General features: G+C 64.0%; 14 protein-coding genes. 4 read left to right on the top strand and 10 right to left on the bottom strand.

Annotated features, from left to right (window positions below; translation table 11 throughout):
- Positions 1–195: 195 nt before the first annotated feature.
- From FGK64_RS10970 to FGK64_RS10955, 4 genes are all read right to left on the bottom strand, one after another.
- On the bottom strand, positions 196–1206 hold the full coding sequence (locus FGK64_RS10970; protein ID WP_138863825.1) for a fatty acid desaturase: 1011 nt from the start codon (positions 1204–1206) through the stop codon (positions 196–198).
- Between the two features lie 296 nt (positions 1207–1502).
- Positions 1503–2969 carry a ribosome biogenesis GTPase Der gene (gene der, locus FGK64_RS10965; protein WP_138863824.1) on the bottom strand — a complete coding sequence of 489 codons (1467 nt, stop codon included), beginning with the start codon at positions 2967–2969 and terminating at the stop codon, positions 1503–1505.
- Positions 2970–3042: 73 nt separating this feature from the next.
- Positions 3043–4404 (bottom strand): outer membrane protein assembly factor BamB family protein, encoded by a 1362-nt coding sequence (locus FGK64_RS10960; protein ID WP_138863823.1) that lies wholly within the window; start codon positions 4402–4404, stop codon positions 3043–3045.
- A gap of 54 nt (positions 4405–4458) precedes the next feature.
- Positions 4459–5130, bottom strand: a complete 672-nt coding sequence (locus tag FGK64_RS10955; RefSeq protein WP_138863822.1) for a tetratricopeptide repeat protein — start codon at positions 5128–5130, stop codon at positions 4459–4461.
- 275 nt (positions 5131–5405) lie between these two features.
- Between FGK64_RS10955 and FGK64_RS10950 the strand changes: the two genes are divergently transcribed.
- The 3 genes from FGK64_RS10950 (at position 5406) to FGK64_RS10940 (ending at position 11006) form a co-directional block, all read left to right on the top strand.
- The gene (locus FGK64_RS10950; protein WP_138863821.1) at positions 5406–6638 is read left to right on the top strand and encodes an efflux RND transporter periplasmic adaptor subunit; all 1233 of its coding nucleotides are present in this window, start codon (positions 5406–5408) and stop codon (positions 6636–6638) included.
- Positions 6635–10408 carry an efflux RND transporter permease subunit gene (locus FGK64_RS10945; RefSeq protein WP_138863820.1) on the top strand — a complete coding sequence of 1258 codons (3774 nt, stop codon included), beginning with the start codon at positions 6635–6637 and terminating at the stop codon, positions 10406–10408. Before FGK64_RS10950 ends, FGK64_RS10945 begins: the two co-directional genes overlap by 4 nt.
- A gap of 313 nt (positions 10409–10721) precedes the next feature.
- Positions 10722–11006: a hypothetical protein gene (locus tag FGK64_RS10940; RefSeq protein WP_171054037.1), complete on the top strand. Its 285-nt coding sequence runs from the start codon at positions 10722–10724 to the stop codon at positions 11004–11006.
- Here the strand turns inward: FGK64_RS10940 and FGK64_RS10935 are convergent.
- On the bottom strand, positions 10973–12790 hold the full coding sequence (locus tag FGK64_RS10935) for an ABCB family ABC transporter ATP-binding protein/permease (protein ID WP_138863818.1): 1818 nt from the start codon (positions 12788–12790) through the stop codon (positions 10973–10975). The two genes, FGK64_RS10940 and FGK64_RS10935, sit on opposite strands and share 34 nt — an antisense overlap.
- A 91-nt stretch (positions 12791–12881) precedes the next feature.
- A complete protein-coding gene (locus FGK64_RS22535; protein ID WP_246057732.1) occupies positions 12882–14936 on the bottom strand; it encodes a LysM peptidoglycan-binding domain-containing protein in 2055 nt (684 codons plus the stop codon).
- 127 nt (positions 14937–15063) lie between these two features.
- Between FGK64_RS22535 and FGK64_RS10925 the strand changes: the two genes are divergently transcribed.
- Positions 15064–15609: an LOG family protein gene (locus tag FGK64_RS10925; protein WP_138863817.1), complete on the top strand. Its 546-nt coding sequence runs from the start codon at positions 15064–15066 to the stop codon at positions 15607–15609.
- A 27-nt stretch (positions 15610–15636) separates the two neighbouring features.
- On the opposite strand, the gene rarD is transcribed toward FGK64_RS10925, so the two are convergent.
- From rarD to FGK64_RS10905, 4 genes are all read right to left on the bottom strand, one after another.
- Entirely contained in the window at positions 15637–16572 is a 936-nt protein-coding gene (gene rarD / locus FGK64_RS10920; protein WP_138863816.1) for an EamA family transporter RarD, read from the bottom strand.
- 139 nt (positions 16573–16711) lie between these two features.
- Positions 16712–17311, bottom strand: a complete 600-nt coding sequence (locus FGK64_RS10915) for a superoxide dismutase (protein ID WP_138863815.1) — start codon at positions 17309–17311, stop codon at positions 16712–16714.
- A gap of 88 nt (positions 17312–17399) precedes the next feature.
- On the bottom strand, positions 17400–17975 hold the full coding sequence (locus FGK64_RS10910) for a sarcosine oxidase subunit gamma (RefSeq protein WP_138863814.1): 576 nt from the start codon (positions 17973–17975) through the stop codon (positions 17400–17402).
- Positions 17968–20979: a sarcosine oxidase subunit alpha family protein gene (locus tag FGK64_RS10905; RefSeq protein ID WP_138863813.1), complete on the bottom strand. Its 3012-nt coding sequence runs from the start codon at positions 20977–20979 to the stop codon at positions 17968–17970. Before FGK64_RS10905 ends, FGK64_RS10910 begins: the two co-directional genes overlap by 8 nt.
- Between the last annotated feature and the right edge of the window lie 42 nt (positions 20980–21021).

The raw sequence follows: 21021 nt of genomic DNA, 5'->3' as shown, positions 1-21021 counted from the left end.
TTCTTTGCCTGCTTCAGCTTGGCTTCCTGCCGCGCGACTTTCTTCTTGCGCAGTTTGACTTCGGCCTTAAGCGATTTGAGTTTCGATGACTTCGACATGTTCAAGCTCCTACATTGGTATACCACGAGGCTTACGCTTGAAGATATCTTTTGTATATACACCTGATATGCCAAATCAACCCCGGCGGGGCATATTTCAGCTGCTCGCTTTGGATTGTGCCGGAAATTCCCCTGGCGGGAATGGCACAAGGCGGCCCTGATCTTCGTCCCAGAGTTTCAGATTGAGCGCCGCGACGGCCTCGGGAAATTTGATCCGGCGGGGTGCCACATGCTCAGGCAGCGCATAATGACAGGCACGCAGGCGATAGCTGGGGATGCGGGCGTTGAAGTGGTGGATATCATGCAGCGTGATGCAAGCCACCGTGTGATCGAACCACCAGCCGAAATCGAGACAGGACGACCCCTGGATCGCGGCGATCTGCGGGTCGAGATCGGGGCGGCGATCCCAATAGGTATCTTCGAAATTGTGCTGCAGGTAGACAAGGAAGACGCCGATCATGCCGCCAAGGAATGAAGCGCCCAACCAGACGAGCACACCGGTTGTGCCGGCGAACCAGTAAAGCAACCCGATATAGGCGGCTATGGCCAGGTTGTGGAGGATCACGCCGGGAATGCCGAATCGCGTGGTGTTCTTGGGCCAGCGGTAACGGACGAAATAGGTAAACGCCGAGCCAAGGGGCACAAAGACGAGAGGATTGCGGTAGAGCCGGTAGAACAACCGTCGCCACATCCCGGCCGCGTGCCATTCGCGCAACGTCATCGTGTGGATCTCGCCGGTTTCGCGGTGGTCGAGGTTGCCGATGTTGGCGTGGTGCAGGTTGTGGTTCTGCTTCATCACCTCGAAGGGGGCGAAGGTGAAGGGCGACAGCACATGGCCGGCGAGTTCGTTCTGCCCCCGCGTGGCAAAGAGCGAATGGTGCCCGGTATCGTGCTGCAGCACATAGAGCCGGACCGCCGACATGGCATGCACCAGCGCCATCGGTGCCAGGACCCACCAAAGGTGCACATAGGTGATCGCCAGGAAAAGCGAGGCGAAATAGACCGCGAAGGTGCCAAAATAGGACAGCGCGGCGAGGCGGTTGTCCTTCTCGCAATAGGCGCGGGTATGGGCACGGAGGTTGAAGTCAGAGGCCGGTGAAGTGGCCATGGCGCAACTCGTCAATTGGGCATCAATTGGTTAAGGATGCCCGATTCATGTAACAACTTCAACGGGCACACGCGCGCCCGGCAAAGTGCGGCCCACCTGCCACCTGAAGGCGCAAATACAAGAAGAAGAGGGTCTGCCACATGGCGCCAGGAGGCGGCATTGAAGGAGGAAGGGGGCGCTGCCCCCGTCCCTGCGGGACTCCCCCGGGATATTTATGGCCCAAAGAAGTTGGGGAAGCCGCCGCTTCTTTGGGCTTCAAATATCCCCGCCGGAGGCATCGCGCGTCAGCGCGATCTTCAGCCCTTGCGGTTTTTCCCGAGGTGCTTGGTGAGCGCGCCGGCATTGCGTTCGCGCCGGCCCTTGTAGGGGTTCTTGTCGCTTTGGCCACGCATGTGCAGGCGGATCGGGGTGCCGGGCATGTCGAAATCTTCCCGCAGACCGTTGACGAGATAGCGCGAGTAGCTGTCGGGCATCTTGTCGGGGTGGCTGCACATGACCACGAATCCCGGCGGGCGGGTTTTCGCCTGGGTCATGTAGCGCAGTTTGATCCGTTTGCCCTGTGGCGCCGGAGGCGGGTGCTGTTCGAGCATTCCAGTCAGCCAGCGGTTCAGCTGGGCCGTCGTCACGCGGCGGTTCCAGACATCGTAGGCGCGCAGGATGGCGCCGTGCAGCCGGTCGAGCCCGCGCCCCGTCTTGGCCGAGACCGTCACCAGCGGCGCACCGCGCAGTTGCGGCAGAAGGCGTTCGAAAGCTTCCTTGAGCTCTCGCAGCTTGTCCTGCTTGTCTTCCTCGATGTCCCATTTGTTCACAGCGATCACCACGGCGCGCCCCTCGCGCTCGGCGAGGTCGGCGATGCGCAGATCCTGCTGTTCGAAGGGGATCGCGGCATCCAGCAGGACCACCACCACCTCGGCGAATTTGACGGCGCGCAGGCCGTCGGAGACCGAGAGCTTTTCCAGCTTTTCCTGCACCTTCGCCTTGCGCCGCATCCCGGCGGTGTCGAACAGGCGCATGGGCGTGCCCTGCCAGTCGATCTGGAGCGAGATCGAATCGCGGGTGATACCTGCCTCGGGGCCGGTCAGCAGGCGCTCTTCGCCGATGATGCGGTTGATGAGCGTCGATTTGCCCGCGTTGGGGCGGCCTACCACGGCCACTTGCAGCGGGCGCGACTTGGTGGGTTTGCGGGCGGGCGCGGCTTCGTCCGTGTCATCGTCCTCGTCGAGGTCGACATCCGTGTCGGGCGCATCCTCGGACGCACGCTCGGCAAAGGCATCGGCCAGCGGCATCAACTGGGTGTAGAGGTCATTCAGCCCCTCGCCGTGTTCGGCGGACAGGCGGATCGGTTCGCCCAGGCCAAGGCCCCAGGCGTCGATCACACCGGCATCGGCGGCGGCACCTTCGGCCTTGTTGGCGGCCAGCAGAACGTGACCCGCGCGTTTGCGCAGGATCTCGGCGAACATCTCGTCGGTCGGGGTGATCCCTGTACGGGCGTCGACCATGAACAGGCAGACATCGGCCATATCGACGGCGCGTTCGGTCAGGCGGCGCATCCGGCCTTGCAGGCTGTCATCGTTGGCGTCCTCCAGACCGGCGGTATCGATCACGGTGAACCGCAGGTCGGCCAGGCGCGCGGCGCCTTCGCGCAGGTCGCGGGTGACGCCGGGCTGGTCGTCGACCAGCGCCAGCCGTTTGCCGACAAGCCGGTTGAACAGGGTCGATTTGCCCACGTTGGGGCGGCCGACGATGGCCAGTGTAAAGGTCATGACACGCGCGTTCCGAATACTGCGGGACGCGCCGGGGGGCACGTCCAGAAGCGCGGTTTAGCGCATATCGCCGCTAACGGAAAGCGTGCAGTTGGCCGGTGGTGCCGACGACGTAGAGAGTGCCGTTCGCCACGACCGGCGCGGTGGTGGCACCGCCCGGCACTTCGGCCTGGCCCACAAGGCTGCCGTCCTGCGGAGAGAAGAAGCGCAGGAAGCCGTCGTTGCTGGCCACTACAAGACGGCCGCCCGCGAGGATGGGGCCGTAGTTGCCGTAAACTTCGGCGCGCCTCTTTGGCTTCTGCTTGACGTATCCCGGCAGGTCGCGGGCCCAGACCACCACTCCGCTGTTGGCGTCGAAGCGCACCAGCTGGCGCTGTTCGGTGACTGCGAACACGCTGTCGCCTGCGGGCCAGACCGGGCCAAGCGCGCCGTTGCGGGCTGTCCAGACCGGTTTGCCATCCAGCGTAGAAATCGCGGCTGTGCGGCCCGAGTGGTTGCCTGCGTAGATGGTGCGGCCCACCACAACCGGGCTGCCGGTGATGTCGCTGATACGCGAGGACGCTTGCCCGACGCGGCCGCCGCCGACGTTCGTGCTCCACCGGCGCAACCCGCCGCGCTTGAAGGCGGCGGTGAGTTCACCCGATCCGAAAGCAAAGACCACATAGTCTCCCGCGATGGCCGGGGCCGGGGCGCCCAGCACGTTGGCGACGCTGGGTGCGGCTTCGATCTGCCATTCCACGCGGCCGTCTTTGGTGTTGATGGCCCAGCCGGTGTCATCGCCCGCGACCAGATAGATCAGGCCGTTGTCGATCATCGGGGTGCCGCTGCCGGTCGATTCCAGGCGCTGATGCCAGCGCACCGCGCCGCTGGTGGCGTCCAGCGCGGTCAGGCGGCCATAGCCCGAGGACACATACAGCGTGCCCTTGTCATAGGCCATGCCGCCGCCGGTTGCGTCCTCTTCATCGTCGGTGACGGGGATCAGGTCGACCGACCAGACCACCTGCCCCGAGGTATTCACCGCGCTGACGCGCGCGCCGCTGTCGAGCGTATAGATCAGCCCGTTCGCAACCACCGGATCGGCGGTGATGCGCACGCGGCGGCCATCGCCTGACCCGATATTTGCGCTCCAGATACGCGCCGGGTTGGAACCAAGCGCGGGGTGCGCCACGCGGTGCGAGGCGGTGCCGATGCTTTGCTGCCAGCTGGCGTTGTTCACCTGCGACGGCAGGCGAATGGCGCGCGAGACGTTGTCGGCCTCGTCCGGGGCGCGCTCCAGGCTGGTGTCGGCGGTCATCTCGCGGATGTCTTCGCGTTCGCCCTTGAAGATGATTTCCTTTTCGGCACAGGCGCCCAGCAGCAGCAGCACACAGGCGGCCAGCCCAAGCGGCGCTATCCGCCGTGTCGCATGGCGGGGTTCGGAAAACGATGCGTTCATACCAACCTGTCCGTTATTTCGCGCGTGGGGCGCAGCTTCTTCGCCAGCCATACCTTACCCCTGCCCGCCTGCGCGGGGCTGGGGCGTGCCGCCAAGCGCCACGATGGCCTGCATCGCGCGTTGCTGAAGATCACCGCTGGCTTCGGCGTCCTGAAGCAGCGCCTGAAAGCGGGTAATCGCGGCCTCGGTCTCGCCGGCATCGGCGTCGATCAGGGCCAGCTGTTCCTCGGCCAGAGTGCGCAGCGGCGCACCGGGGCGCGCGAGGTTTTCGAACGCGGCGCGGCGTTCGGCAAATGTCATCGAGGCGGATTGCAGCGTCAGCGCCTTGAAGGCGGCGATCTGACGATAGATTTCGGGTAACTCGCCGTTCACCGCGATGGCGTTCAGCGCCTCGGCGGCGGCGGCAGTATCGCCCGCTTCAGCCTGCGCACCGGCCAGCGACATGGCCACGATAGCGGATTCGCCGGGGCCGACCGGATCGATCGCCTGCAGACGTGAGGCACGGGCGGATGCGTCATTTTCGCGCATCGCGGCCAGAAGCTGGTCGCCAATGGCCTGCGCCTGAGCGCGCGACTGGGCCTTCTGGTATTCGTTCCACGCCGCCCCGCCGACCACGACCACGATAACCACGGCGGCGATCCAGCCATAGCGGCGGAAGTATCCGAACAGCCGGTCGCGGCGGACCTCTTCCGTTACTTCGTCGATGAAACTGTCGCTATCGCTCATTTGCCCCCCTGGCCGTGACCGCGATTCCCGGGTGCGCCATGCCTGAAACAGCCCGTTTTCGTACCTGTATCCTGCCGAAAAATCGGCACATTCGCTTTCTATTAACCCGCATCAAGGCGCAAGCCAAGTCTGCCAGCGTTTCCCGCACGTCTCCGCCTTGCAGAGGGAGGCGAAAAAATTTATTCTGAACCGGTTAGTTCAGATTATAACGACCCTATATTTACGGCATCCGGCACCTTCGGTTTGGGTGCGCTTGCCGCTGCGAAAGGCCCGACATGCGTGTAATACCGATCCTGACCGCTCTTCTGGTCACGTTCGCCCTGTATCTGGCGGTATTCGAGCGAGACAGCATGCTGGCCTTTGCCCGCGGTGACGACCGCCCCGTTGCAGAGGAAGAGAGCACCGCAGAGGCAGGTCCGGCTGCCAAGGCCACACCGCGGGTTGGCGTTGTGGTGCTGCGCTCGAGCGCGCAGGAGATCGACAACGCCGTGATCCTGCGAGGTGAAACCAAAGCCTCGCGCCAGGTCGAAGTGCGTGCCGAAACCTCGGCCACGGTGATCTCGGAACCGCTGCGCAAGGGCGCGCAGGTGGCGCAGGGCGATCTGCTGTGCGAGCTGGATCCGGGCACGCGCGAGGCAACGCTGACCGAGGCGCGCGCCCGTCTGACCGAGGCCCGCAGCCACCGCCCAGAAGCCGAGGCGCGGCTGGAAGAGGCGCGCGCTCTGCTGGAAGAGGCCGAAATCAACTATAACGCCGCCGAGAAGCTGAGCGCCGAGGGCTATGCCTCGGAAACCCGGCTGAAATCCGCCCGCGCGGGTGTGCGGAGCGCCGAAGCGGGAATCGCATCGGCCGAGGCCGGGGTGGAGAGCAGCGAATCGGGTATCGAGGCCGCCACCGCCGCTGTAGCCGCCGCCGAAAAGGAAATTACCCGGCTGAAGATCACTGCGCCCTTTGCCGGGCTGCTGGAAAGCGACTCGGCCGAGTTGGGCAGCCTGATGCAGCCCGGGTCACTGTGCGCCACGGTGATTCAGCTGAACCCGATCAAGCTGGTGGGCTATGTCCCCGAAACGGAAATCTCGCGCGTGAAGCTGGGCGCGCAGGCGGGGGCCGAGCTGGTCGACGGGCACCGCGTGGCGGGCGAGGTGACATTTGTCAGCCGCTCTGCCGACCCGACCACGCGCACCTTCCTGGCCGAGGTGACAGTGCCCAACCCCGATCTGAGCATCAGCGACGGGCAGACCGCCACCATCGCGATTTCGTCCAAGGGCGCGCAGGCGCACAAGCTGCCGCAATCGGCACTGACGCTGAACAACGACGGCCAGTTGGGCGTGCGCATCGTGGACGCCGACAACGTGGTGCAATTCGTGCCCGTCAGGATGCTGCGCGATGAATCCAGCGGCGTCTGGGTCTCGGGGCTGGCGGCCGAAGCCGACGTGATCGTCGTCGGGCAGGATTTCGTGACCCAGGGCGTGCAGGTCGCGCCGACCTATCGCGAGGCCGGCAAATGACGGGGCTGGTTGCCTGGGCCGCAGACCGGGCCCGGATGATCCTTGCCTTCATCGCGCTGTCGCTGATCATCGGCGGTTTCGCCTATTGGACATTGCCGAAAGAGGGCGAGCCGGACATCGAGATCCCGGCGCTTTTCATCTCTGTACCCTTCCCCGGCATCTCGGCCGCCGACTCCGAGACGCTGCTGGTCAAACCGATGGAAACGGAACTGGCCGATCTGGACGGGTTGAAGAAGATGTCGGCCACCGCCGCCGAGGGCTATGGCGGCGTGGCGCTGGAGTTTGAATTCGGCTGGGACAAGACGGCCATCATGGCCGACGTGCGCGACGCGATGAACACGGCCGAGGGCAAGTTTCCCGAAGGCTACGAGAAGTATTCGATCACCGAGATCAACTTTTCTGAATTCCCCATCGTTATCGTGAACCTGACAGGCGCCGTGCCCGAACGCACCATGGCGCGCATCGCCAAGGATCTGCAGGACGACCTGGAAGCGATGGATTCGGTGCTGGAAGCCGGCATCGCCGGCAACCGCGACGAGATGCTGGAGGTCGTGATCGACCCGCAGCGGCTTGAAGCCTACAACGTTACCGCAGCTGAACTGGTCAACGTGGTGCGCAACAACAACCAGTTGATTGCCGCCGGAGAGGTGGAATCCGATCAGGGCACGTTCAGCGTGAAAATCCCGTCGTCCTTTGACGAGCCGCGCGATGTCTATGCCCTGCCCGTCAAGACGAATGGCGACCGGGTGGTGACGCTGGGCGATCTGGCCGAGATTAATTTCACCTTTGAAGATCGTGTTGGCACTGCGCGCTTCAACGGAGAGGCGACGGTCGCGCTGCAGGTGGTCAAGCGCAAGGGTTACAACCTGATCGACACGGTGGCACAGATCAAGGAAACGGTTGCCGCGTCCAGCGCGAAATGGCCCGAGGAATTGCAGGCCGCGGTTCAGGTCGGCACCTCGAACGACCAGAGCCGGGTTGTCGGGTCGATGGTCAGCCAGCTGGAAGGTTCAGTTCTGACGGCAGTGGCGTTGGTGATGATAGTGGTGCTGGCCTCGCTTGGCAGCCGTGCCGCGCTTCTGGTCGGATTTGCAATTCCCACATCTTTTCTGCTGTGTTTTGCCTTTCTTGCCCTGATGGGCGTGACCATTTCCAACATTGTGATGTTCGGGCTGATCCTGGCCGTGGGGATGCTGGTGGATGGCGCCATCGTGGTGGTGGAATACGCCGACAAGCGCATCAACGACGGGATCGGCCCGATGCACGCCTATGTCGAAGCGGCGCAGCGCATGTTCTGGCCGGTGATTTCCTCCACCGCGACGACGCTCTGCGCCTTCCTGCCGATGCTGTTCTGGCCGGGCGTGCCAGGTGAATTCATGGGGATGCTGCCGGTTACGATCATCTTCGTGCTGGGGGCCTCGCTGATCGTGGCGCTGGTGTACCTGCCAGTGATGGGCGGTGTGACCGGGCGCATGTCGCGCAGTTTCGACCGAGCGTCGGATGCACTGCGGCGGCGGCTGCCCTGGGTGGTCTGCGCGCTGCTGGTGCCGCTGGCGTGGTACGCGATGTTCCTGGGCGCGATGCAGGTGCTGAACCCGGCCTACCTGATGGGCGCGGGCACCGGGGCGATGCCGGGGTCGCTGATTGGCGCGGTGCTCTTCCTGGCCGGTGCGTTTGCGGCCTCGGTCGCGCTGGGGGCGGCGCGGGTGGAACGGCGCGCGCGGCGTGTAGACAGCGGCCACCGGCTGACGCCTTTCGGCTGGGCGATCAAGGCCATCGCGGGCAACCCGGTGATGCCGGTGGTCGCGATTGGCGCGGTCTTCGGGGCGGTGTTCTACGTCGCCTTCATCCTGTTTCCGGCGAATTCCAAGGGCGTCGAGTTCTTTGTCGAATCCGAGCCGGAACAGGCCACGGTTTTCGTGCGGGCGCGGGGCAATATCTCGCTCACGGAATCCGATGCGATGGTGCGGCAGGTCGAGGACGTGGTCAGCGCGCACCCCGCCGTCATCAACGTCTTTGCCTTTGCGGGCGACGGCGGGCTGAACACCGACACCAGCGGCAATCAGCAACCGCCTGACACCATCGGGCAGGTGCAGTTCGAAATCATCCCGTGGGAGGATCGCCCCCAGGTGGACGAACCTTTCCTGAATGGCCGCTTCACCCGCCATGTCACCGCGCCGGACTTCGATGGCGACACGGTGATCGACCAGTTGAACGGCGAACTGGCCAAGCTGCCGGGGTTCGAGGCGGAGATCCTTGCGCTGGCACAGGGCCCCGCCTCGGGCAAGCCGGTGCATCTGCGTCTGTTCGGCGATGGCTGGGACGAGCTGAACGAGGCGACGCGGCTGGCGCGACAGCATTTCCAATCCGTACCGGGGCTGATCCAGATCGAAGACAGCCTGCCCCTGCCCGGCATCGACTGGCAGATCAACGTCGATGTGGAAAAGGCCGGCCGGTTCGGCGCCGATGTCGCCACGGTGGGCGCCATGGTGCAGCTGGTGACGCGCGGCATCTTTCTGGATTCGATGCGGGTGCCGAGCTCGGACGAGGAAATCGACATTCGCGTACGTCTGCCTGCCGAAGACCGGGTGCTGTCGACGCTCGACACGCTCAAGGTGCGCACCGAGGGCGGACTGGTGCCCCTGTCGAACTTCATCACCCGCGAGCCGGTGGCCAAACTGGCCAAGATCAGCCGGGTCGATCAGAAGCGGCATTACGACGTGAAGGCGGACGTGAGCGCGGGCCTGTTCAAGGCGGTCAGCGGGCCGGTGGGCAGTGAAACCCGGCTGGCGGTGTTGCGCGCCCTGCCCGAAGGTCAGAGCGGCACGATAACGGGCCCAAATGGCGCAGGCTATACGGTTGAGCAACTGACGGGCGCCGAGAGCACTGACGCCTTGCGAAGTGCGCTGGCGGACGGCGACGCACGCATATCCCCGATCAACGCGAACGAGCGGATCGGGGTCATAACCGAATGGCTGGAAACCAACCCCTTGCCCGCAGCGATCACCTGGGAATGGACCGGCGATCAGGAAGAACAGGCCGAATCCGGCGCGTTCCTGCAGAACGCGTTTCTGGGTGCGCTGGGGCTGATGTTCATCATCCTGCTGGCGCAGTTCAACAGCTTCTACAACTCGGTCCTGGTGCTGCTGGCGGTGGTGCTGTCGACCACCGGCGTCCTGATCGGGATGATGGTGATGAATCAGCCGTTTTCGATCATCATGACGGGCACGGGGATCGTGGCGCTGGCCGGGATCGTGGTGAACAACAACATCGTGCTGATCGACACCTACCAGGAATACAGCCGCTACATGCCCCGGATCGAGGCGATCATCCGCACCGCAGAATCGCGCATCCGCCCGGTGCTGCTGACCACGATCACCACGATGGCTGGCCTGGCGCCGATGATGTTCGGGCTGAGCCTTGATTTCATCGGGGGTGGCTATTCGATCAATTCGCCAACCTCGCTGTGGTGGAAACAGCTGGCGACCGCGGTGGTGTTCGGGCTGGGCATTGCCACGGTGCTGACCCTGATCGTGACGCCTTCCTTCCTGGCGCTGCGGGTCTGGGCCGGGGTTTATGCCACATGGATCGGGCGACTGCTGGCACGGCTCACGTCGGGCCGAAGTTCGCGCATTGCGCGCGACATGCGGCTGCGCCGCGAGGCCCGTCGCTTGCCCGCGACCGAAATTCAGTGGGACAGTGCGCTGATGGCGCCAGAGGCGGAGGCACAGGCACCGGCTATGCCCACCCCGATGCGCGCAGCGGAGTAGGCTCCGGGGAGCGGCTGAATAGCGGCTCCAGCAAGGGGGCTCTGCCCCCCTCCCTGCGGGAGTCCCCCGGAGTATTTACGCGAAGGTGAAAGGCGGGGCAGCGCCGTGCCTGACAATGGTGCCTTGCCAAAAAAGCAACACAACCTCAGGCAGACCGGCTCTTGTCAGAATTATGTTTAAATAGAGATTAATTCGTGCAAATATAAAAATTCAAGAATTAATATGTATTTGGCATGCATAATAAATGTTAATTGCGCAGCATGACATCAGAAATGATGGCGCAATTGGCAGCAAGAAATGGAGCGGCCAAGACGTGTACGGAACTGTCCTGTTCTTTGACCGGGAACGCACCACGGCCTATATCTGGCCCGATGGTATTGACGTTTCGCTTGTTGCGCTGCGCAAGACCATGTTTCCCGATCTCTGGCGGTGTCTTGAGATCGGATCGCAGCTTCGGTTCGCGACGCGCAAGGCGGACATCGTGACAGATGTCGCGTTGGTCTACGAGGTCGATGGCGCGCCGGTGGGCCCGCGAGACGTGCAGCCCCCCCGGCCGACTGCCTCTTATGCCGAAGCGCGGACCTCTTCCGCTTTCTGACGCGACCAGAGCTGGGCGTAGCGGCCCCCACGCGCGAGCAGATCGTCATGGGTTCCGGTTTCGACGATCGTACCTTGTTCGAGCACCACGATCTGATCTGCCTCGGCCACGGTTGAAAGCCGATGCGCAATCATGATGACGGTGCGCCCCTGCCCGGCGCGATCCAGCGCAGCCTGGATGTCGCGTTCGGTATCGCTGTCGAGCGCGCTGGTCGCTTCGTCCAGCAGCAGGATCGGTGGATCCTTCAACAGGGTTCGGGCGATCCCGACGCGTTGCTTCTCGCCGCCCGAGAGCTTCAGCCCGCGCTCGCCCACTGTGGTGTCATAGCCTTCGGGCAGCGACTGGATGAAATCGTGGATCTGAGCTGCACGGGCGGCATTTTCGATGTCGTCCTGGCTGGCGCCATCGCGGCCATAGGCGATGTTGTAGCGGATCGTGTCATTGAACAGCACCGTGTCCTGCGGCACGACTCCTATGGCGGCGTGCAGGCTGTCCTGTGTCAGGTCGCGCACATCCTGCCCGTCGATTTTCAGCGCGCCGTCCCAGACATCGTAGAAGCGGAACAGCAGGCGACCAATCGTGGATTTACCGGATCCAGTGGCGCCAACGATGGCAACACTTTGCCCGGGCTTTATCGAAAAAGAGATGCCTTTCAGAATTTCGCGGCTGCGATCATATCCGAATTGTACATTGTCCAATTCAATTTCGCCGCCCGAGATTTGCAGCGGTTTCGCATTGGGGCGCGTGGTGATTTCGGCCGGTTGTTCCAGCAGATCGAACATTTCGCCCATATCGACCAACGCCTGACGAATTTCGCGGTAGACGCTGCCAAGGAAATTCAGTGGCACGGTAATCTGGATCATATAGGCGTTGACCATCACGAAATCGCCCACCGTCAACGTGCCGTTCTGCACGCCAATCGCCGCCAGTAACATGACTCCGATCAACCCAAGGGTGATGAAAAGCGATTGCCCGGCGTTCAGGAAGGACAGCGAATAGGCGGTCTTCAGGGCGGCGGTTTCATAGCCTTTCATCGCGTTGTCGTAACGGGCGGCTTCGCGCTGTTCGGCATTGAAATATTTCACCGTTTCATAGTTCAGCAGGCTGTCGATGGCCTTCTGGTTGGCGTCGGTGTCCTGATCGTTCATCTGCTTGCGCAGGCGTACGCGCCATTCGGTGACGGCCAGTGTGAACCAGACATAGGCGGCGATGGTCACCACCACGATCAGAAGATACCAGGCGTCGAAGAGCACGGTCAGGATGATCGCCACCAGCAGCAGTTCCAGGATCAGCGGCGCGATCGAGAACAGCAGGAAGCGCAGCAGGAATTCGACACCCTTCACCCCGCGCTCGATGATCCGCGACAGCCCGCCGGTGCGGCGCGAAATGTGATAGCGCATCGACAGGCGGTGGATGTGGTGAAAGGTTTCCAGCGCCAGTTGACGCAGGGCACGTTGCGCCACCGGGGCAAAGACCGCATCGCGCAACTGCTGAAAGCCCACGTTCAGCATCCGCGCGACGCCATAGGCCACCGTCAGCCCGATCGCCCCCAGCGCAACCGGCGGCACGCCTTCGCCCGCCAGCGTGTCGACCGCCCCCTTGTAGAGGATCGGCGTGTAGACGGCGATCAGCTTGGCCACCACAAGAAGCACCATCGACAGCACCACGCGGGTGCGCATGGCGGGCGCGTCCTTGGGCCAGAGGTAGGGCGCAACCTTTCGGATCACGCGGGCCCGGCTGGCGCGTTCGTCTGAAGGGGCGTGTGGATCGGTGGCTTGGGTCATCGGCTGGCCTTGCTATGGGCGATCCATATAGGCCGGGTGCCCGGCAAAGGCCAGTGCAGCACCGCCCCTTGCAATGTGCGCGGCTGCACTGTCATTCGGGGATGGTAAAAACCTGCCCGGGATAGATCAGATCGGGGTCGCGGATCGCATCTCGGTTGGCCTCGAACACACGGACATACATCACGCCGTCGCCATAGCGTTCGCGCGAGATCGCCCAAAGGGTATCGCCCTTTTGCACCGTCACCGCACGGATCAGGGCCGAACCCTGGGGCGCGGTTTCACTGGCGGGCGGGTTCAGCACCTCGGGCGCTTCGCGTTTGAAGGGCGTTTCAAGGCGGCTGAGCACATCGCCGCCTGCGTCCAGTTCGTCAAGGCGCAGGGTGTAGATGCCAGGGGCGACACCGTTCAGCGCACCGGCCCAGCGGCCCTGATCGTCTGCGTCCAGATCGGCGACGGCGCGGTTATCAAGGTAGACGCGCACGGTGGACAGGCCCTGCGACCGGCCCGAGAGTTCAACCTCGCCCGCCTCGGAATAGCCGATGGTGTCGAGCGCAATCTGGTCCATTGCTTCGGGGCGGTCGGGGCTGGCCGGTTGCAGCAGTTCGATTCCGTCGCGCGAGGCGCGGATCACCGCGATCCCGGCGGGGGCTGGCGGCGTGGCGGGCGCGCGGGTTTCCACAGGGGTCACCGAAGTCGTCGCGGATTGGGGCACCGGCGCCTTGGCAGGCTCGTCGGCAAGGGCGGCGACAGTGGTGGTGCTTGGCGCGGGCGTGTCCTGCCTCGTGGGGGCGGTTTTGGGCGTGTCTTCTGCGGTTTGGCCCGTGTTTTCTGCGGTCTGGGTCACCGGTTCTGATGTTTGTTGCACGTCGCTGGCCGGATCCGCCGTCGCGGTTTGCGGCGCTGGTTCGGCGTTTGTCGAAGGCGCTGCCGCCGGGTTCGACGCCGGGGATGACGATTCCACCGGCGTTGCATCGGCGGTTTCTTCGGATTGGCCCGCGGCTGCCACCGCGTCGCCGGCTTGCGCCGATTGTACCGGCGCAGGGCTGGCCGGGTCATCCGCTGGCTGGGGCTGCGTCTGTGCAGATACCTCGGCAATCTGCCTGGCCGAGTCTTCAGCCGACCCCGCAGCCGTGTCCGACTCCGCGGCAGCGGTCTCGGCGCTTTCGGGGGCCGGTGCGGCCGCTTCTGTCGTGCTGGCTGTCTGCTGCGACTCTTGCGCTGCTTCACCAGGCGATGTGTCCGGTGCGGTCGCCTCGGGCGCAGGGTTAGGGGCCGTTTCTGTCGCGGGGATGCGCGCCAAGGGTGACGGCTCTGGTGTTGGCTCCACCTGGGCTGTCTGCACCGGGGCGGCCTTTGTGGTGGAGGCTGGCGCGACGGCGGTCGTGCCTGGCGTTTCCGCTTCGGCGGTCTGCACAGGATCGGTGGTGGGCTCAGCCTGCGGCTCTGGCGTGGGCTCGGCCGTTTGATCGGCTGCTGGCTGGTCCGAAGCAGGCTGCGACGGCGCCGGTTGCGTGGCCTCGGGGGCCGGATCGGCCTGCGCGGTGACGACAGGTTCGGCCGCAACGGGGGCGAGGATCAGTTGATCGTCTGACTCCACCTGCGTGCCTTCGTGTTCGGACACCAAAGCCAGAACGCGGGGCTGATTGCTGGCTCCGATGTCCAGCATGTGTGCGAATTTACCGTCCGTTCCGGCAATGGCATCGCCGATTTCCACACCGTCCAACAAAAAGATCAGACGCGCGCCCGGCTCGGACGACCCGGCGAACAGCGCGCTGCCATCGGGTTCGACACGGGTGAAGGTGATGATCGGGGCCACAGGTTCCGGCGCTGGATCGGTCGCCTCAGCGGCGTCAGAGGGCGCTGGCGATGCGGGATCGGGGGTTGCCTCTGCCTGCGCGGGAGCGTCTGGCTTGGCCTCGGGTGTTGCTTGGGCTTCTGGCTGAGGCTGGGATGATGTGGCAGGCGGTTCCGCCGTCTGACTCAAAGTCTGGCCCGAAGTCTTGCCCGTGTCGGTCTGCGCCGTTGTCGTGACCGGCAGGTCCGACACCCCGCCCGTAAGGTAGACCCCGCTTGCGATCACCGCTGCCACCAGCAGCGCCATTCCCACGAGTGATTTCACGCTGAACGCGCCCGAACCGTTTGCCATCCTTGCCCTTCCCCAGAGTGCCACAGAGCGATTGCCCGCTCTGCCGCAGAGTTGAGCAACTCTAGCAACCGCGTTATCAGGGGTCAAAGCGCCAAATCGCCTATTTCCCTATCCGAAAGGTCAGCCCATGCCCGTGACATCCGTTTGCGTCTATTGCGGATCCCGCCCCGGCGCCCTTCCCGCCTACACCGAGGCCGCACGCGCGCTTGGAACCGCGCTGGCGCATGCAGACTGGCAGTTGGTCTATGGCGCGGGCGACGTGGGGCTGATGGGCGAAGTGGCGCGCGCGGCGCAGGGCGCGGGCGGGCGCACGTTCGGCGTGATCCCGGCGCATCTGGTGGCCTGGGAAGTCGGCAAGAAAGACCTGACCAGCTATGTCGTCACCGAAACCATGCACGAGCGCAAGAAGGTGATGTACATGAACGCCGATGCAGTTGTGGTGCTGCCGGGCGGTGCAGGTTCGCTGGATGAATTTTTCGAAGTGCTGACCTGGGCGCAGCTGAAATTGCACGCCAAGCCGATCCTTGTTCTGAACACCGAAGGTTACTGGGAGCCGCTGCTGGCGCTGGTGGATCACGTTATCGACCAGGGCTTTGCCGATGCCTCGCTGCGCGGGCTGTTCCGCGTGGTCGACACGCCCGAAGCCGCGATGGAAGAGCTGCGCGCCTGCTAGGCGCAACATGGAAGTTCTGCGCGCCTGCTAGGCGCGCGGAGCGGTGTTCACTGTGGTGGGCACCGCTGGTGGCACCATGGCAAGGCGACGCGCGACGCGATCCTGGCGCAGGGTTGCGATGGAAAACACAACCAGCGCACTCCAGATCATTGGGAAGGCGATCTTATGCGCCGTGGTGAAGGGCTCGCCAAACAGCAGTGTGGCGCATAGAAAATGCATCGACGGGCTGATGTATTGCAGGATCCCGAGCGTCCCCAATGGCACGCGCCTTGCCGCGTAACTGAACAGGATCAAGGGAACGGCTGTAATGACGCCGCCGACAACCAGCAGCACGCTGTCTTGCAAGCTGGCGCCAAACGCCCCCTGACCCGACAGTGAGGTTGACGCCAGGATCACCAGCGCCACCGGCAGAAACAGGGCGACCTCGGCCGCAACCGACAGCACCGGCCCCAAATCGAGCCGTTTCTTGACCACCCCGTACAGGCAGAACGACATCGCCAGATACAGCGAAATCCACGGCAAGGCGCCCTGCGCCAACGCAAGGGTCATCACCGCCGCCGCCGCCAGCGCCACCGCGACACCCTGAACCAACCCAAGGCGTTCGCTGAACCAAACCCGCCCAACCAGCACGGCGGCCAAAGGAAAGATATAGTAGCCAAGACTGACCTGTGTCGTCTGGCCCGAGCTGGTCGCATAGATGAACACCAGCCAGTTGGAGGAGATCATCACCATCGCACAGACCAGGGGCACAAGGGTCGCACGGTGAGTCAGGGCATGCCGAAACGCGGGCAGACGCCGTTGCAGGGCCAATAGACCCATGAAAAATAGAAAAGACCACGTTGCGCGATGGGCCAGCACTTCGACCGGCGGGATATGGGCCATCATGCGAAACAGGATGGGGAAAAGCCCCCACATCACGCATCCGAGGAAGGCGGCCAGCAGTCCCTTTCTGGTATCGCTCATCAGCACTTGCCCGGTTGTTACCGAGGCTGCCTGACACGCGCCCTTGGCCACGTCAAGGCAGCGCAATCGTAACGGTCGCAAAAGAAAACCGCCGAGACACGCGGCCCCGGCGGTTGAAACAGTCAGATGGTCGCGGCGCTTACATGCGCGAGGCGACGTTTTCCCAGTTCACCAGCTTGTCGAGGAAGTTGGTCAGGTAGGCCGGGCGCTTGTTGCGGAAATCGATGTAGTAGGAATGTTCCCACACGTCGCAGCCCAGCAGAGCGGTCTGGCCGAAGCACAGCGGGTTCACGCCGTTTTCCGTCTTGGTGACCTTCAGGCCGCCATCGGTGTCCTTGACCAGCCAGGCCCAGCCCGAGCCGAACTGGCCGGCACCGGCGGCGCTGAATTCTTCCTTGAACTTGTCGACCGAGCCGAAGCTGTCGGTCAGCGCCTTTTCCAGCTCGCCCGGCATGCTCGACGCGCCCGGCGACATCATTTCCCAGAACTGGTTGTGGTTCCACAGCTGGCTGATGTTGTTGAAGATCCCCGACTGGGCGACAGCGGATTTGTCGTAGGTGCCCTTGATGATCTCTTCCAGCGATTTGCCGTCCCACTCGGTTCCGGCGATCAGCTTGTTGCCGTTGTCGACATAGGCCTTGTGGTGAATATCGTGGTGATATTCCAGCGTTTCCTTGGACATGCCATCGCTTGCCAGCGCATCGTGCGCATAGGGAAGATCGGGAAGTTCAAAAGCCATTTCGGGCCCCCTTGTCATGGTTGCATCGGTTACCGGATAAGTGAGCGCGGAACCCGGCGGCGTCAAGCCCCGTTCCCGGTCACGGCCGCTAACCGGCTTGAAAATACCCTACTTCCGAACCTTTTTGCGCCGCCACCGACAGCACGCCAAAGACATAGCGCGCGACCGAGCGGAAACAGATGATACGCAGCGTCTGGTCGTCATCGGCCCAGATCGCGGCGGCCACCTGCGCCATGCGGGTGCGTCGGAAATCGCCGGGGGAGAAGGCCTGCGGCGACAGATCGACGGGGCAGAGTTTCGCCACCACCTCGCGCGCGTGCGGCCCGCTGACCTCGAACACGGCGCGCGCGTCCGACACGTTGACGGCAAGCGCGTGGGTGCCTGCCAGCGCGTCTGTCAGCGCCTCCAGCCGGTCTGTCACCTCGGCATAGGGGCACAGGATCAGCAATTCGTCCGGCGACATCCACGCCATCCCGCCGGTGTCAGAGAACACCGCCTTGCGCTGCCCCGGCATCGCGGTGCCGGATGCGGCAGTCGCGGCCTTTTTCAGCACGGGCGCGGCAACATCGCCGCGCAGGGTGATCATGCCTTGCAGGCCCAGTTCGCGGATTTGGGCGATCCCGTCGAAGCGGGCGTTGGCCAATGCGCTTTGAAGGTCAAACATTCTGCTTTTCTCCGTCCTTGTCGTAGAACACCGGATCGACGATCTTTGCCTTGTAGACCGTACCATCGGTGCCGGGGAAATCGATCACCTCGCCCATGCGGTCGGGGCCGTTCAGCACCAGCCCCATGGCGATGCCCTTGCCCAGCGTCGGCGAATGATAGGTCGAGGTGACGCGACCCTGGGTGTTGCGTTGACCGTTGGCGTTGGTGCCCTCGGCCACCGCATAGGCGCCATCGGGGATCACCGAGCCATCGACGGTTTCCAGCCCCACCAGTTTCCAGCGGGTCGGGTCGGTCATGTGATCGCGCGATTGCGCTCGCTTGCCCAGGTAGTCGGTTTTCTTCTTCGAGATCGCCCAGTTCAGGCCCAGATCCTGCGGGATCACCGTGCCATCGGTTTCATCGCCGATCATGATGAACCCCTTCTCGGCGCGCAGGATGTGCAGCGCCTCGGTGCCATAGGGCATCACGCCCAGGTCGGCCCCCGCCTGCATCAGCGCATCCCAGAACGCCTGCCCCTGGCTGGCAGGCACGGCGATCTCATAGCTCAGCTCGCCCGAGAACGAGATGCGATAGACCCGCGCATCGAAGCTGCCGATCTTGCCGTCGCGCCATTCCATGAAAGCAAGCGACTCTTTCGACAGGTCCATCCCGCCCAGTTTTTCCAGCAGCACCCGCGCCTTGGGGCCGACAACCGCGATCTGGGCGTATTGTTCGGTCATGTTCGCGGTGTAGACCTGCCAGTCCCACCATTCGGTTTGCAGCCATTCCTCCATATGGGCGTGGATGCGATCCGCGCCGCCGGTGGTGGTGTGGCACAGGAAGGTATCTTCGTCGATCCGGGCAACCACACCATCGTCGATCAGAAAGCCGTTCTCGCTGCACATCAGGCCATAACGGCATTTGCCGGGCTTCAGCGTCGACATCATGTTGGTATACAGCATGTCAAGGAAGCGGCCCGCGTCGGGGCCCTTGACCACGATCTTGCCCAGCGTGGATGCATCAAGCATTCCAACGCCTTCGCGAACGTTCCTCACCTCGCGCATCACCGCGTCATGGGTGGTTTCGCCGGGGCGCACATAGGCATAGGGACGGCGCCATTGGCCCACCGGCTCCCAATCGGCGCCGTGGCTATCATGCCAGCCGTACATCGGCGTTTCTCGCACTGGCTGGAACACCGCGCCGCGCGCCTCGCCCCCGATCGACCCCATCGAGATCGGCGTATAGGGCGGGCGGAACGTGGTGGTGCCGACGTTGGGAATGGCCTCGCCCAATGCATCAGCAAGCGTTGCCAGACCGTTGATATTGGAAAGCTTTCCCTGATCCGTTGCCATACCAAGCGTTGTGTACCGCTTGGTGTGTTCGACGCTTTCATAGCCTTCCTGCGCGGCCAGCCGCACGTCTGACACTTTCACGTCGTTCTGGTAATCCAGCCACGCCTTCGCCCGCAGCGCCGGGCGTGCCTGCGCAGGCATCATCCAGACGGGTTCCATCGGGGCCTCGGTCGTGGGGTCCACGGCGACGGCGGCGGCGCGTTTGGGTTTGAACCCGGCGGCCTGCGCAGCAACGCGCCCGGCCTCGCCCGCGTCGGGCAGGATCGCGTCCAGCCCAAGGTGCCCGTTGGCCGACCCGGCGACCGTGACAAACGGCTTGCCATCGGCCCCGGTGGGGGCGCGCGACGGGTCGGGGCGGAAATGCGCCTGATCGCCGTCCCACAGCAGCTTGCCGCCGCAATGCGACCACAGGTGTACGACCGGAGACCAGCCGCCCGACATGGCGACCGCGTCGCAGGCGATCTCCTCAAGCGCGCCACCAGCCCCGGCCTGAGCGCAGATTTGCACCTTTTTCACGCGCTTGCCGCCGGTGACCTTGCCGATGCCCCGGCCACAATCGATGCGGATGCCCATGTCGCGGGCTGTGTTCATCAATGCCCCGCCACCGGTTTCGCGCGCATCCAGAATGCGCAGAACGTCCACGCCCGCCTTTTTCAACGCAATCGCCGTGCGATAGGCGTCGTCGTTGTTGGTGGCCACCACCACGCGCTGGCCCGGAGTCACGCCCCAGTTCACCACATAGTCGCGCATGGCCGAGGCAAGCATGACGCCCGGCACATCGTTGCCCGCAAAGGACAGCGGCCGTTCGATGGCGCCCGTCGCGGTGACAATCTGTTTCGCGCGGATCCGCCACAGGCGGTGACGCGGACCATCCTGACCCGGGCGGTGATCGTTCAGGCGTTCATAGCCCAGCACATAGCCGTGGTCATAGACGCCCGCCCCCATGCAGCGGCTGCGCAGGGTCACGTTCTCCATTGCCTGCAACTCGGCCACGAGGCTGTCGATGTAATCCTCGACCGGGCGGCCGCCCACATGCCCGCCATCGACCGGCGCGCGCCCGCCCCAGTGGGCGGTCTGCTCCAGCACGAGCACCTTTGCACCCGAAGCGCCCGCAGCCCGCGCAGCTTCCAGCCCGGCAATCCCGCCGCCGATCACCAGCACGTCGGCGAAGGCATAGAAGTGCTCATAGGTGTCGGCGTCACGTTCCGTGGGCGCCTGGCCCAGACCCGCCGACTGGCGGATGAAGGGTTCGTAGACGTGTTTCCAGAACGACCGGGGGTGGATGAACATCTTGTAGTAGAAGCCCGCCGGCAAAAACCGCGACAGATGCGCGTTGACCGCGCCCACGTCGAAGTCAAGCGAGGGCCAGTGGTTCTGGGACCGTGCGGTCAGGCCGGAAAACAGTTCCGTCGTTGTGGCGCGCTGGTTGGGTTCAAACCGCGACCCTTGCCCCATGTTGATCAGGGCGTTGGGCTCTTCCGCGCCGCTGGCGACCACGCCACGCGGGCGGTGGTACTTAAACGACCGGCCCACCATCATGCGATCATTGGCCAGCAGAGCCGAGGCCAGCGTGTCTCCGGCATAGCCGTGCAGCGTCTGACCGTTGAAGGTAAACGACATTTCGGTGGAGCGGTCGATCAGACGGCCCCCTTTGGGCAGGCGCTGGCTCATCCCTTGGCCCTTTCGGATGTGAGGTTCTTGTAGGGGTTCGAT

The organism is Arenibacterium halophilum (assembly GCF_005938225.1).
GTDB lineage: Bacteria > Pseudomonadota > Alphaproteobacteria > Rhodobacterales > Rhodobacteraceae > Arenibacterium > Arenibacterium halophilum.
The sequence above is the reverse complement of the archived record's forward strand: the minus strand, read 5'-3'. Positions and strand labels throughout refer to the sequence as shown.

Coding starts and splice junctions, on each gene's coding strand:
- FGK64_RS10955 (WP_138863822.1), bottom strand. CDS start 5,130: ATGAGCGATAGCGACAGTTTCATCGACGAAGTAACGGAAGAGGTCCGC.
- FGK64_RS10960 (WP_138863823.1), bottom strand. CDS start 4,404: ATGAACGCATCGTTTTCCGAACCCCGCCATGCGACACGGCGGATAGCG.
- FGK64_RS10945 (WP_138863820.1), top strand. CDS start 6,635: ATGACGGGGCTGGTTGCCTGGGCCGCAGACCGGGCCCGGATGATCCTT.
- FGK64_RS22535 (WP_246057732.1), bottom strand. CDS start 14,936: ATGGCAAACGGTTCGGGCGCGTTCAGCGTGAAATCACTCGTGGGAATG.
- FGK64_RS10905 (WP_138863813.1), bottom strand. CDS start 20,979: ATGAGCCAGCGCCTGCCCAAAGGGGGCCGTCTGATCGACCGCTCCACC.
- FGK64_RS10925 (WP_138863817.1), top strand. CDS start 15,064: ATGCCCGTGACATCCGTTTGCGTCTATTGCGGATCCCGCCCCGGCGCC.
- FGK64_RS10935 (WP_138863818.1), bottom strand. CDS start 12,790: ATGACCCAAGCCACCGATCCACACGCCCCTTCAGACGAACGCGCCAGC.
- FGK64_RS10950 (WP_138863821.1), top strand. CDS start 5,406: ATGCGTGTAATACCGATCCTGACCGCTCTTCTGGTCACGTTCGCCCTG.
- rarD (WP_138863816.1), bottom strand. CDS start 16,572: ATGAGCGATACCAGAAAGGGACTGCTGGCCGCCTTCCTCGGATGCGTG.
- der (WP_138863824.1), bottom strand. CDS start 2,969: ATGACCTTTACACTGGCCATCGTCGGCCGCCCCAACGTGGGCAAATCG.
- FGK64_RS10915 (WP_138863815.1), bottom strand. CDS start 17,311: ATGGCTTTTGAACTTCCCGATCTTCCCTATGCGCACGATGCGCTGGCA.
- FGK64_RS10910 (WP_138863814.1), bottom strand. CDS start 17,975: ATGTTTGACCTTCAAAGCGCATTGGCCAACGCCCGCTTCGACGGGATC.
- FGK64_RS10970 (WP_138863825.1), bottom strand. CDS start 1,206: ATGGCCACTTCACCGGCCTCTGACTTCAACCTCCGTGCCCATACCCGC.